The following is a 13045-nucleotide window of genomic DNA, read 5'->3' as shown; positions in this document are numbered from 1 at the left end:
GCACTTAGAACAAGAAAAACTATGGAGCAGCAAGTTGTTTTTACTCATCAGTTCGAGCAAAGTCTTTCAGAAGCCATTGCAAAATGCAATCCCGACAAGGTGTTTGTCCTTGCCGACGACACCACTGCCCGTGTGTGTTACAACAGAATTAAAGACTTTGATTGTCTTAAAGGTGCGCAGCTGATTACTATTCCGAGTTCCGATGCCAACAAAGACTTTGCTTCGCTCACCCACGTTTGGACGATTTTGCAGGCAGAGAAAGCCACTCGCCACTCGCTGCTTATCAATCTTGGCGGTGGAATGGTAACCGACCTTGGTGGCTTTGCAGCTGCTACGTTTAAGCGTGGCATCTGTTTCATCAACGTGCCCACCACGCTGTTGGCTATGGTAGATGCGAGTGTGGGTGGCAAGACAGGCATTAACTTCGGTGGTTTGAAGAACGAAATAGGGGTGTTCTGCCAGGCTGAATCTGTTATTATCGACACGATGTGGCTGCAAACGCTCGACCGTGAAAATCTGTTGAGCGGTTATGCCGAAATGCTGAAGCACGCATTGATAGCCGAAAAGGGAGCATTGGCAATGCTATTGGCTTTCGACATCGATACGTTCGACTTACGACAGCTTGCCGAAATGCTGAAAGAGAGTGTCGGAATAAAAGAAAAGATAGTGGAACAAGACCCCCACGAGAAGCATATAAGGAAGGCTTTGAACTTCGGACATACGTTTGGGCATAGCTTTGAAGCGTGGGCAATGACGCGAGAACCTATTCTTCACGGCTATGTAGTGGCATACGGAATTGTCTGCGAGCTTTATCTTTCGGTTGTAAAACAAGGTTTTCCGACTGATATAATGCGGAAAACGGTTAATTTTATCAAAGCTAATTATGGAGAATTTGCTATTTCCTGTAACGACTACGATGCGTTAATCGACCTTATGAAGCATGATAAAAAGAATGTGAGCAGCACGATTAACTTTACTTTATTGCAAGATTTGGGCAGGATTTCCATCAATCAGACAGCGACAGAAGACGAGATAAAAGAAGCCTTAGACTTTTTAAGAGAGGGGTAGAGCTGGGCTTTGGAGATTGGGTTGTAGGTTGCTTGCAACGCTTTTGCCCAAGTGGGGTTATTCCATATCGCTGGGTTGGTCTACCATTTGCAAGGCTTTTGCACGGGCAATCTTACCTGTTTCGGTGGTTGGAAGTTGTTCTGTGTGCTGATAATGCGCAGGTTGCCAGTATCGTGGCAATGCTTTCACACAGGCGGCACGTACTTCTTCCAAGTCATTAGCTTCGGTCAGGAGTACTATTTCTTCACCAAACTTCTTGTTTTTACGCTTCGTTATCACGAATGGAACAGCGAGATGAGGGCGCAATGCCTGTTCCACTTCCTCCATTTGCACCTTTATTCCGCCCGTATTGATAGTGTTGTCTTTGCGTCCTAATATACGGAACTCGGTTCGTCCTGCCTCTGTCAGGCGCAATTCGGCTATGTCGTTGGTCTCCAAATGTTGTGAACAGACGGCTGGCGCATTAATTACGAGACAGCCATCGTCGTTCAGCGACACCTCCACGCCGTCGAATGGCATGTACCAATCGCTACGTTCGCTTCCGTTTAAGCGACGAAGGGCAATGTGCGATAGTGTTTCCGTCATACCGTAAGTGCTCCATACCGCGTTTGGGAAGTCTTTTAGCTGTGCAGAAAGTTCATTGTCGATGCTTCCACCACCTATTATTAAATGGCGAATGCGCTGCAATCGTTTGCGTTCCTTGCTGTTTTGCAGTGTGTTGAATACCTGCAAAGGCACCATTGCTGCAAAGGTAATAGGCTCATCGGGGTTTGAAAGCTGAGCAAGCGAAGCATCGGAAAGTGGGTTTCCTGATGGTTTCACGCTCAGCAGACGCAGCTTTCGCTCTATGCTACGTACCACAACCATCTTCCCAGCAATGTAATCAAGTGGCATACACAGCAAGGCTGTATCGTTGGGGCGTAGCTTGAGAAAGTCGCAAGTGATGCGTGCAGAGTTCAGCATACGTGCTTTTTCGACACGCAACGGCTTCGGCTGCCCTGTCGAACCACTCGTATGAACAAGCAAAGTGGGGTCTTCGCTGTGCCATTCGCTAAGAAATTGCTCTAAAGTCATTGCTGTTTTCTTGTTTTAAAGTCCCACTGTCAAGCCCTTCTTTCTTATCTGTTTATGCTCAATTATGCGGTTATTGCACTATCCAAAGCTTGTCGCCGAGAACTTTTAAAGGCATTTCTATGTTGTCGGCGAACAGTTGTCCCGTGCCTAAACCTTGAGCGTGGCGTATGTTTGTGCCGTAAATGCTTGCTGTTAGTTGCGCTATGGCGTTAAGACCAACGTTGCTTTCGAGGGCAGAAGTAATCCAAGAGCCGATGTTTCTTTCACGAGCGAGTTGTATCCACTCCTCCGTTCCAGCCATTCCGCCGTGCAAACTGGGTTTCAAAATAATGTATTGAGGACGGATAGTGTCTAATAATTCAATCTTTTTCTGCCTTTCGTTCACCCCAATCAGTTCTTCGTCGAGCCCTATTGGTAAAGGTGTCGCAGCGCAAAGGCGTGCCATTTCCGTCCATTGGTGCTGCTTTATGGGTTGCTCAATGGAATGAATGTCGTATTGAACCAACGCTTCCATTCGCGAAAGTGCCTCTTCGGGTGTGAAACCGCCATTTGCGTCCACCCTCAACTCGACGTTTTTGCGGCTGAAAGTGGAACGAATGTGGCGTATGAGTTGCAGTTCTCGGTCGAAATCAATCGCTCCAATCTTTATCTTTATGCAGCGGAAGCCTGCTTTTAGCTTGGCTTCCAAACGTTCAAACATTTTCTCGAACGTTCCCATCCATACCAAACCATTGATTGGAATGCCTTCTTCGCCACGTCCGAAAGGTGTATCGAAGAAGTTTAAACTGCCTTTAGCGTTGAGCTGCGCCACTGCCGTTTCAAGCCCAAAGAGCATAGATGGATAGGCGCGCATTGCTTCATAATCGATTACTCCTGTGCGTTCGTACTCATCGCAGAACGTTCTCAGCTTGCGTTCGTATTCGTTTAGTGGCATCGCATCGCAAGAAAGGTCGGGCAGCGTGGCACATTCGCCCACTCCGACTACATCGGGTTGCTCGTCAGAAGTAAGTTTCAAGTAGAAACTAAGACGTGTATTATATACTCCACGCGATGTTCCTGCAGGCTGAAGAAAGTGCAACAGCTTGGAAGTAATCGTTATTTTGCGCATTGCTGCTTATGGAAATTGAGGGTATTTGTCGAAGTCTGGCTTGCGTTTTTCCAAGAAAGCACGTCCTCCTTCTTGCGCTTCGTCCATTGTATAATAAAGCATTGTGGCATCGCCAGCAAGTTCCTGAATGCCCGCCTGACCGTCTAACTCGGCATTCAGTCCTGCTTTTATCATACGCAAAGCCAACGGCGAACGCTCCATCATGGTTTCTGCCCACTCCACGCACTCATCTTCGAGCTTTTCGAAAGGTACCACCTTGTTTACCAAACCCATACGTTCAGCCTCAGCCGCAGAGTATTGACGGCACAAGAACCATATTTCGCGTGCCTTCTTCTGTCCTACTATGCGTGCAAGATACGATGCTCCGAAGCCTGCATCGAACGAACCTACCTTTGGTCCAGTCTGCCCAAAGATTGCATTTTCTGATGCAATGCTTAGGTCGCACATAACGTGGAGCACGTGTCCGCCACCGATTGCGAAGCCGTTTACCATAGCAATGACTGGCTTGGGTAAGCGGCGGATTTGCATTTGTACATCTAACACATTCAGACGGGGTACTCCGTCGCCACCGACATAGCCGCCACGACCCTTCACATTCATATCGCCACCTGCGCAAAAGGCCTTGTCGCCCGCACCTGTAAGTAGCACTACACGAATGTTTAAAGCCTCACGACAGTACGAAAACGCCTGCGAAATCTCCCAAACCGTTAGCGGTGTGAACGCATTTCGATAGCGTGGGCGATTGATTGTTATCTTTGCTATGTGGTTGTATTCCTCAAAAAGGATTTCCTTAAAGTCGAAACCTTCGATGGTTTTCCATTCTCTGTTAGCCATATTATGATTGTTTTTATTTATTGTTTCTTTTCTAATTGCTTGTAAAATGTGCTCCACGCCTTGGCATCTTCTTCGGAATCGGTGAACACTTCCAATAGTACGGAAGTGTTTCTGATGTTGAGAAACGCTGTCAAACTACTTTCCAACTCTTCCGAATTGGTTGCCGAAAGGTAGCCTATGTTATGTGTCTGGCATACACCTTCGGCGGTAACGCTTGCACCAGCACCCATTATCGCAGCTCGGTGTGCCGATTTTTCCAATCCTGACAGCTGCCGAAAGATGCCGCCACCACTGTTGTTGAGCAGCAATATGGATAGATTGTCGCCCAAATTGCTGTTCCACAAGGCGTTCTGGTCGTAGAAAAAGCTCAAGTCGCCTATAACGCAGAACACACGTTTGTTTTTGTTTGCCGCTGCCATACCTACTGCAGTGGAGAGCGTTCCTTCTATTCCGTTTACCCCACGGTTTACGAATATATAGTCGGACGAGCAGAAATTGCCCAAGCGAACTGCCGAACTGTTCCCGTAAACCAATGCTTTGGCATCGTTGTTCTGTTGCAACAGCGTGTGAAAACGCTTCACTGCCAACATCTGCGAATAGGCTGGAACGTACATTTGCGCACTGGTTGTGGCATCGTTTAAAGCCTTTTGCCAACCGTGATAGAATTTTGAAGTGGCAAAATCTTCCAAACCGTTTGCCAACGCCTTGATGAAAGCATTGCTCTGGCACTGCACTATGGCGGTAAGGTTGGTGAATGTGTCGCGAATATCGCCACGTGGGTCTATCAAAATAGAATCTGTTGGGGTGCAACTCCGCAAGAACTGTTTGCACAGCTTGCTCACCAACGTGCCGCCTATATATATAATAAGGTCTGGGCGCAATGCTTCCGTGTCTTCTGCAATAGCTATTGCCGCATCGACAAGCTGCGGTGCGGTGTCAGTAACATCGGAAAGCTTGTCTTGTATCACCACGATTCGTTGGCGCAACCTTACTAATTCCGCCTTCACTTCTGCCATATCAGCCCACGCTTCCTGCCCGATGATGAGCAAAGGGCGTTGCGCCTGTCGCACCATTGTTACAATATCGGCTACGGCTGCATTGTCGTTGCAGACAGATGTTGCAGAAATATGTCGTTCTGTGGGCAAGGTTGCCATATTGTAATCGAATAACGGCTCGCTTATTGGTACGTTGATATGCACTGGGGCATACGCAAATCGCTTGCATTCTATGAGAGCTTCGTTTACCAAACGGTCGCAATACCAATGTTCTTCCTTCGTTTTGGGTTCGATAAGGTGGACGCTCTTGCGTACAAACGGAGCGAGTGCGTTGGCTTGTGGCATGGTTTGTCCGTCCGATTGCCCTATCCATTGCTGGGGGCGGTCGGCTGAAACAACTATCAAAGGTAGGTTTTGGTAATACGCTTCTGCCACGGCAGGCGCAACATTCAGCAGTGCCGACCCCGACGTAACGCAAATAACAACGGGCGAATGGGTACTCATAGCGACGCCTAAAGCAAAGAATGCTGCCGAACGCTCATCGGTTACAGGATAGCATTTTATCTCTTTGCATTCACAAAGATTGTGCACAAGCGGCGAGTTTCTCGAACCAGGGCACACCACAGCCTGCGTTATGCCGTGCTGAACGAGCAACGCCGTCAGGATATTTACGTTTTCTTTGTTACTGAACATCTTTATTTTTGCGTTTTAACGAAGTAGTTGTCGCATTGTCGATAGCTTGGCTTCGGTTTCTTTCCATTCGCTTTCTTCCGTGCTTTCTTTCAGTATCCCGCCACCGGCATACAGGTTGCATACCCCTGTTTGCATCTGCATACAGCGCAACGATACATAAATGTGCGTGTTGCCTTGTAGGTTTAGCGGTCCTGCAAAGCCACTGTAATAAAGTCTTTTGTTCGATTCGTTGGCAAGAATGAATGCCTTTGTTTCGTCTTTGGGCATTCCGCAAACCGCAGGTGTTGGGTGAAGGTCGGACAGAAGTTGTCCTATGGCTGCATCGGGGCGTAGCTTGAAACTGAAGTCGGTGCGCAGATGCACCAAATCGGCAGCCTGCGTGGTGTATGCTCCTTCTTCCTTTATCTCATCGGCACAGCGTTCCAAGCACCTTTTTATATAGAGAGAAACGTACTGTTGCTCTGCCTTGTTCTTTGCCGACCATTCTACTCCGTTCTCATTGTAAGGCATTGTGCCTGCCAAAGCCATAGTCCGCCATTCCTTACCATTGCCATCGAGCAGTATTTCGGGCGTTGCCATCAGCCAAATGCCCGATTGTGGGGTGGAAAAGAGGGCTACAAACTGGCGTGGATACTTCTTGCAAGCCTGCCAAAACACCTCTTCGGGTTGTAAATCGTGGGAAATTTGCTCCTGCACACAACGCGAGAGCACTATTTTAGCAAACTTGTTGTTTGCTAATTCTTTATGAAAGGCAGCAAAATCTCTGTGATATTTGGTTCTGTCTGCTTCTTTTTCGTTTACTTCTTCTTCCTTTTTTGCTAAAGACTGCACCTCCTTTACAGGCATCGTACGCACTTCGTCGGGCTGCAAAAGTAGTATGGGACAATCGGCTGACGGACTGAACGGTGCAATTACAAAGCCTTCCTTGCCGTCTAATTCGGTAAGCGACGACAACTCTGAAGGTGCGGAATGCTGCACCAACATTGTACATTCTTCGGCAAAAGGCAATCGGTAAATAGCAAACGAACGCATAGTCAAGACTCTTCTTTACTCCTCTTTCTTTTGTGAATGAACGATATAGTTCGTAACCTGCACCGACGAAATGAGTTCTCCTTCATCGTTCTTTACGTCTATGTGCCATACGTGCAACTTATGCCCTTGGTGCAGAATGCGTGCATAAGCCGTAACCGTACCGCCATAGGGCATAGCCTGAACGTGGTTTCCGCTTACGTTTATGCCCAAAGCCATTTTGCCGTCGCAAAGTGCCATAGACCCTACGCCTGCCACATTCTCTGCCAATGCCAACGTGGCACCACCCGAAAGGAATCCGAATGTCTGCTTGTTTCTATCATCAACAGCCATTTTTGCCATCAGTGTATCGGGCTCAGGAGTTGATATGAAGCGCATACCCAAGGTGCGGCTCAACCCCTCTTCGTTCTCTAAACGGGCACTGTACTTGTCTACGTTCATTACTTTTTTATGTATAAATAGATGTGTTTAATGACTAATACTTCATAGCTGATAGCAGCTAACTACTGCAAAGTTAGCAATAAACTATCAGATAACGAAACTAATATATGAAATTCTATTGCCGTTCGGTAAAACTTTGAGCTTACCGAAACATCTGTAAAATAGCCTTTAAACCGCTTGTCGTTCGCCGTTTTTCGGCAGTACGGCAAATTATTTACGTGTAAATAAATATTTTTCTACGTGTAAGTAAGAATTTATTTACATGTAAGTAAATATTTCTCAACGTGTAGATAATTCGACAGCTTGCTTTTAAAGCCGATAAAAGGCTGAATTTCAATGTTATAATTCAGCCTTGTTTTTAGTGCGTGCATAAGCAGGTTGCAGAGTAACAATAATAAAAAACCTCCCTGCTCGATGTTTATCGGACAGGGAGGATTTTGGTGTTTACAGATTAATGGTGTTTACTTCACCACGATTTTCTTGCCATTGTGGATATAGATACCGCGTGTTGGGTTCAGCACTCTGCGTCCTTGTAAGTCGTAGTAGTAGCCGTCGCCCACGCTCTCTTTTGTCTTGTCGGTTATGTTTTCAATGCTGTTTGGCTGCTGTCTGTAACCGAAAGTAATGGTTCCATCTTCGTGAACCTTGATGTCTTGCACAGCGTTTTCAATCGAAGTCTTGTCGTAGAACGTCAGCTTATCGATGTTCATCTTGTTCACACCATAGAGGTTTTCTCTGTGTGCGCTATAGTTAAGCTTTTCGCCATCGGCAGGAATCATATATGCACGCATCTTCTGTGCATTGGTGTTCACGTTGTTGCTTGCCCAAGTATATTTGTCGTAAGCATAGTGGCTCAACATCAAGCCATCGCCGAAGGTGAATGTTTCGTAACCACCGCCTCTGTTTTCTTTGTATTCTTTTGGATACCAAGTGTCTGAAGTTCTGTTTTCAAGAATGAAATACTCCAAACGACTGTTGGGTGAACGTACGATTGCTGCCAACTGTCCTTCCTTGTTTGACACTGGGTCGAGCTTGACAGTCTCTGGTTCTGTGAGTTCTTTTATCTTCAACCAGCCTAAGTAAGAACGTTCGTAAGCTGTGTAACCGATTGGTGCGTTTGCACGGTTCACGTAAGGACCAGCGTCCATGATAGACCAGAAACCGAATGGGTTGCGAGGTAGCGTAACGTATGGATTGGTGTTGTAGAAGTCTGGCAAGCCCAATGCATGCCCCAATTCGTGGCAGAAGATACCCATACCCATGAGCTTTCCATAATGGTCAAGCTCGTTTCCAACAAAGAAAGAATTGAAGTGTGTGCCTTCTATATTTTCTTCAATGTCCTGCTCTTGTGGCCAGATATAGTTCTCGTAAAGAGGGTCGTTTGGGTCTTCGGTAGCCTGTCCGCGACCTGCATAGAACAAGCAGATAAGCTCTACCTTGCCTGAAGTGGGGTCTTTGAACTTGTCGAAACTGATGCCTTGTTCTGTGGCTTTCTTCACAACGTCTCTCAGCAACTGTGCAACGTTCTCGTTTTTGCCATAGTATGAATAGGCGTGGTCTACCTTGATAGGGCCTATTATCTCGAAGGTTGGTACAAACATACCACGGCTCTGAGATTCGAAGAAGTCTTTTACAGAACCCACGCAGAGTTTTTCTTCGTTGTAGCCAGGTTCGTTGCAATAGCGTGTCATCTTCTCTGGAGTCGTCGTTTGTAGAAACTTCTTGTTTGTAAACTCTACCATGATGGCAGGCACGAGAGGTTTTCCGATACTCTTGATACCGCCCACACCCGACTTGTTGAATGCGCCTAAACCGTCTTCAGTAGAAGCGCTGATAGCCTTGTGTGGTGCCTTGTGTGAAGCGTGTGCAGATACAGGCTTTAGCAAGTGCATATTCTTCTCGGTTCTGGTTTCGGCCAAGAATGCCTTTTCTTCTGCTGTACGGTCGCCCGCTTCGTGCGCGAGGTAAGTTGAAGGGTGAAGTTCTCCATCGCGTATAATTGCGTGATAGAAATTGTTGTCAGCACCTTTTACGATGATTTTACCATCGAGTGATGTGAAAAACACTGTACGACCACCTTCACCATGTACAAGAATCTTGATGCTGGTGCTGTCGCTTTGTTTAACAGTCCATACCTTTTGTAATGGACGAATTGCAAGTGTCGGAAGTGTAAATGTTACCGACAAAAGCATTGAGAATAAGATTTTTTTCATTTGATATAAATTGTATTATTACTTAATTTTGTTAATGGAGGCACAAATATAACTAAATTTCTCAGGAAACTCCTTATTGTATTATGCTCTTTTTGTATTTTTTAAGAATAAGCAGGCCGATAAAAGTAGTAGAAATGTAAGATTATACCATTATCGAAGTTAGACTAAGAAGGTGTTATTCATTTATGTATGTAGACAATATGCTCGCAAAAGATTCAAAAATATTGTATCTATCAGATAATCAATAGAATAAGAAATAATAAAGGATAAAAGGGTTACGACTTGGAAACGAGTGCGTTTCTTTCCAATTCTTTATTCTGCATTACTTCAAAGACCACTTAATCTTATAGTGCAAAGATAATTATTTTCCGCTGAAATACAATTCTAAAGCAAGAATTTTATACGGAAAAATCAATTACTTTTAATTATGTTTGGAAAAATAACCTTAAAAGTGTATCTTTGTACTTACGTATTCTGCAATATACAATGATAAATCAACAGAAAAAGGCGATAAATAGGATTAAAGCTGTTTTAGCAGAAAAACAATTGTCTGGCAAATGGCTGGCGAATGAAATAGGTCGTACAGAGAATACCGTTTCTCGGTGGTGTTCCAATAAAGTGCAGCCGTCCCTTGAGAACCTTCTTGAAATCGCCAAGGTGCTAAAGGTTGATGTGAGAGAATTACTTAGGTCAACCAAAGAATAACCTTATATGTCAAACAAATAATAACTAAAGAATAATAAATATGCCAGTACAAAGTGAAGCTGCTCTAGAGGACGGACTTATTGCTACTCTTCAGCAAATGAACTATGAATATGTACAGATTGAAGAAGAGAAAAATCTCCGGACAAATTTCAAAAGTCAACTTGAGAAACATAACAGGAAGAGACTGGAAGAAACCGGACGCACCGAGTTTACCGAAGCCGAATTTGAGAAAATCCTGATTTATCTTGAGGGTGGCACACGTTTTGAAAAGGCAAAGAAACTTCGTGACCTCTTTCCGCTTGAACTGGATGGCGGAGAACGCCTGTGGGTGGAATTCCTGAACCGCAGCCACTGGTGTCAGAACGAGTTTCAGGTTTCCCATCAGATTACAGTTGAAGGGAGAAAGAAGTGTCGTTATGACGTGACGATACTGATAAACGGTTTACCTTTGGTTCAGATAGAGCTGAAGCGTAGGGGGGTAGAGTTGAAACAGGCATACAACCAGATACAACGTTACCACAAGACTTCTTTCCACGGTCTGTTTGATTACATCCAGTTGTTCGTCATATCCAATGGCGTTAATACTCGCTATTTTGCTAACAACCCGAATAGTGGCTACAAATTCACGTTCAATTGGACAGACGCGGCTAATCTCCCTTTCAATGAACTGGAAAAGTTTGCCACCAACTTCTTTGATAAATGCACGTTAGGCAAGATAATAGGCAAGTATATCGTACTGCACGAAGGAGATAAATGCCTGATGGTGTTGCGTCCTTACCAGTTTTATGCCGTTGAGAAGATACTTGACCGTGTGAAGAACTCCAATAGCAATGGCTATATATGGCATACAACTGGTGCCGGAAAAACGCTTACTTCATTTAAGGCTGCCCAGCTTGTAGCCGAATCGGACGATGTGGATAAAGTCATGTTTGTGGTTGACAGGCACGACCTTGATACACAGACGCAATCCGAATATGAGGCATTTGAGCCGGGTGCTGTTGACAGTACCGATAACACAGATGAACTTGTGAAGCGTCTCCATGGAAATTCTAAAATTATCATCACCACCATCCAGAAGCTCAATGCTGCTGTCAGTAAGCAGTGGTATAGCAATCGGATTGAAGAAATCCGTCATTCTCGTATTGTGATGATTTTTGATGAGTGTCATCGCAGTCATTTCGGAGATTGCCATAAGAATATTGTCAGGTTTTTCGACAATACACAAATCTTCGGATTTACAGGTACACCAATCTTTGTTGAGAATGCTGTGGATGGGCACACCACAAAGGAAATCTTCGGCAACTGCCTTCATAAGTATCTGATAAAGGATGCTATTGCTGATGAAAATGTACTTGGTTTCCTCGTAGAATATTATCATGGCAATGCAGATGTAGATAACGCCGACCAAAATCGTATGACGGAAATTGCCAAGTTCATCCTTAATAATTTCAATAAGTCAACATTTGACGGTGAGTTTGATGCTTTGTTTGCCGTGCAGTCTGTGCCAACGCTTATTCGATATTATAAAATATTCAAGAGCCTTGATCCCAAAATTAGAATCGGAGCCGTGTTTACATACGCATCCAACAGCAGTCAGGACGACGCTCTTACAGGTATGAACACTGGTAGCTATGTGAGTGAAAGCACGGGCGAAGCAGATGAGCTACAGGCTATTATGGATGATTACAATGATATGTTCGGTACAAGTTTTACAACAGAGAATTTCCGAGCATATTATGATGACATCAATCTTCGTATGAAGAAAAAGAAAGCAGACATGAAGTCGCTTGACCTTTGTCTGGTAGTCGGTATGTTCCTAACGGGCTTTGACAGCAAGAAACTCAACACACTCTATGTGGACAAGAACATGGATTATCATGGATTGTTACAAGCATTCAGCCGTACAAACCGTGTATTGAATGAAAAGAAACGCTTTGGAAAGATTGTTTGCTTCCGTGATTTGAAAAGCAATGTGGATGCTTCTATCAAGCTTTTCAGCAACAGCAATAACCTTGAAGATATTGTCCGTCCGCCTTTTAATGAAGTCAAGAAGAATTATCAGGAACTTACGACAAACTTCTTAGAACAATACCCAACTCCCAGTAGCATAGATTTGCTGCAGAGCGAGAAAGATAAAAAGCTGTTTATCCTTGCATTCCGTGATGTCATTAAGAAACATGCAGAGATTCAGGTTTACGATGAATTTGAAGAAGATGCTGCAGATCTTGGTATGACAGAGCAGCAGTTTATGGACTTCCGAAGCAAATACCTTGATATTTACGATACATTTGCTGGGGGTAGCAGTCCTTCAGAAGAGAATCAGATGCCCGACGAAGATGCAGAGCCCACGGAAACTTCAACAGAGTCAGGTATTGATGATATTGATTTCTGTCTGGAATTGTTGCATAGTGATATTATCAATGTAACTTACATACTTGAACTGATTGCTGATCTCAATCCTTATAGCGTGGATTATAAGGAAAAACGTACATATATTATTGATACGATGATTAAAGATGCCGAGTTACGCAACAAGGCAAAACTGATTGATGGCTTTATACAGCAGAATGTGGATGATGACCGAGACAACTTTATGGCACGCAAACAACAGTCTGATGGTACAAGCGACCTTGAAGAACGATTGAACAACTATATCACGACTGAGCGGAACAATGCTGTAGATAAACTTGCAAAAGAAGAGGGCTTGGATGTAACGGTTCTCAATCATTACCTGTCTGAATATGATTACTTGCAAAAAGAACAACCAGAAATCATACAAGAGGCATTGAAAGATAAACACTTGGGACTGATAAAAAGACGCAAGGTATTAACAAGAATACTCGATAAATTGCGTTCTATTATAAGAACATTTAGTTGGGAATAGA

10 protein-coding genes are annotated in these 13045 nt (G+C 44.5%); 3 read left to right on the top strand and 7 right to left on the bottom strand.

The features are described from left to right. Nucleotides 1–21: 21 nt before the first annotated feature. Entirely contained in the window at nucleotides 22–1068 is a 1047-nt protein-coding gene (gene aroB / locus BWX39_RS07845) for a 3-dehydroquinate synthase (protein ID WP_028905456.1), read from the top strand. 57 nt (nucleotides 1069–1125) lie between these two features. Here the strand turns inward: aroB and BWX39_RS07840 are convergent, their stop codons facing one another. The 7 genes from BWX39_RS07840 to BWX39_RS07810 all read right to left on the bottom strand — a co-directional run bounded on the left by BWX39_RS07840 (nucleotide 1126) and on the right by BWX39_RS07810 (nucleotide 9455). Next, nucleotides 1126–2142 carry an AMP-binding protein gene (locus tag BWX39_RS07840; RefSeq protein WP_028905457.1) on the bottom strand — a complete coding sequence of 339 codons (1017 nt, stop codon included), beginning with the start codon at nucleotides 2140–2142 and terminating at the stop codon, nucleotides 1126–1128. Between the two features lie 70 nt (nucleotides 2143–2212). Continuing rightward, on the bottom strand, nucleotides 2213–3250 hold the full coding sequence (locus BWX39_RS07835) for an o-succinylbenzoate synthase (RefSeq protein ID WP_028905458.1): 1038 nt from the start codon (nucleotides 3248–3250) through the stop codon (nucleotides 2213–2215). Nucleotides 3251–3256: 6 nt separating this feature from the next. After that, nucleotides 3257–4084: a 1,4-dihydroxy-2-naphthoyl-CoA synthase gene (gene menB, locus BWX39_RS07830; RefSeq protein ID WP_028905459.1), complete on the bottom strand. Its 828-nt coding sequence runs from the start codon at nucleotides 4082–4084 to the stop codon at nucleotides 3257–3259. 17 nt (nucleotides 4085–4101) lie between these two features. Next, entirely contained in the window at nucleotides 4102–5772 is a 1671-nt protein-coding gene (gene menD, locus BWX39_RS07825) for a 2-succinyl-5-enolpyruvyl-6-hydroxy-3-cyclohexene-1-carboxylic-acid synthase (RefSeq protein WP_028905460.1), read from the bottom strand. A 15-nt stretch (nucleotides 5773–5787) separates the two neighbouring features. Continuing rightward, the gene (locus tag BWX39_RS07820; protein ID WP_028905461.1) at nucleotides 5788–6804 is read right to left on the bottom strand and encodes an isochorismate synthase; all 1017 of its coding nucleotides are present in this window, start codon (nucleotides 6802–6804) and stop codon (nucleotides 5788–5790) included. 15 nt (nucleotides 6805–6819) lie between these two features. Then, nucleotides 6820–7242, bottom strand: a complete 423-nt coding sequence (locus tag BWX39_RS07815) for a PaaI family thioesterase (RefSeq protein WP_014709653.1) — start codon at nucleotides 7240–7242, stop codon at nucleotides 6820–6822. A 461-nt stretch (nucleotides 7243–7703) separates the two neighbouring features. Beyond that, nucleotides 7704–9455: a M6 family metalloprotease domain-containing protein gene (locus tag BWX39_RS07810; protein WP_028905462.1), complete on the bottom strand. Its 1752-nt coding sequence runs from the start codon at nucleotides 9453–9455 to the stop codon at nucleotides 7704–7706. 486 nt (nucleotides 9456–9941) lie between these two features. Between BWX39_RS07810 and BWX39_RS07805 the strand changes: the two genes are divergently transcribed. After that, nucleotides 9942–10160 carry a helix-turn-helix domain-containing protein gene (locus BWX39_RS07805; protein ID WP_028905463.1) on the top strand — a complete coding sequence of 73 codons (219 nt, stop codon included), beginning with the start codon at nucleotides 9942–9944 and terminating at the stop codon, nucleotides 10158–10160. 40 nt (nucleotides 10161–10200) lie between these two features. After that, nucleotides 10201–13044 carry a type I restriction endonuclease subunit R gene (locus BWX39_RS07800; protein ID WP_028905464.1) on the top strand — a complete coding sequence of 948 codons (2844 nt, stop codon included), beginning with the start codon at nucleotides 10201–10203 and terminating at the stop codon, nucleotides 13042–13044. Nucleotide 13045: the final 1 nt, after the last annotated feature.

It is taken from the genome of Prevotella intermedia ATCC 25611 = DSM 20706, from assembly GCF_001953955.1.
GTDB lineage: Bacteria > Bacteroidota > Bacteroidia > Bacteroidales > Bacteroidaceae > Prevotella > Prevotella intermedia.
The sequence above is the reverse complement of the archived record's forward strand: the minus strand, read 5'-3'. Positions and strand labels throughout refer to the sequence as shown.

Bases quoted from the DNA above. Each gene is read 5' to 3' on its own strand.
- aroB (WP_028905456.1), top strand. From the start codon at position 22: ATGGAGCAGCAAGTTGTTTTTACTCATCAGTTCGAGCAAAGTCTTTCA.
- BWX39_RS07840 (WP_028905457.1), bottom strand. From the start codon at position 2,142: ATGACTTTAGAGCAATTTCTTAGCGAATGGCACAGCGAAGACCCCACT.
- BWX39_RS07835 (WP_028905458.1), bottom strand. From the start codon at position 3,250: ATGCGCAAAATAACGATTACTTCCAAGCTGTTGCACTTTCTTCAGCCT.
- menB (WP_028905459.1), bottom strand. From the start codon at position 4,084: ATGGCTAACAGAGAATGGAAAACCATCGAAGGTTTCGACTTTAAGGAA.
- menD (WP_028905460.1), bottom strand. From the start codon at position 5,772: ATGTTCAGTAACAAAGAAAACGTAAATATCCTGACGGCGTTGCTCGTT.
- BWX39_RS07820 (WP_028905461.1), bottom strand. From the start codon at position 6,804: ATGCGTTCGTTTGCTATTTACCGATTGCCTTTTGCCGAAGAATGTACA.
- BWX39_RS07815 (WP_014709653.1), bottom strand. From the start codon at position 7,242: ATGAACGTAGACAAGTACAGTGCCCGTTTAGAGAACGAAGAGGGGTTG.
- BWX39_RS07810 (WP_028905462.1), bottom strand. From the start codon at position 9,455: ATGAAAAAAATCTTATTCTCAATGCTTTTGTCGGTAACATTTACACTT.
- BWX39_RS07805 (WP_028905463.1), top strand. From the start codon at position 9,942: ATGATAAATCAACAGAAAAAGGCGATAAATAGGATTAAAGCTGTTTTA.
- BWX39_RS07800 (WP_028905464.1), top strand. From the start codon at position 10,201: ATGCCAGTACAAAGTGAAGCTGCTCTAGAGGACGGACTTATTGCTACT.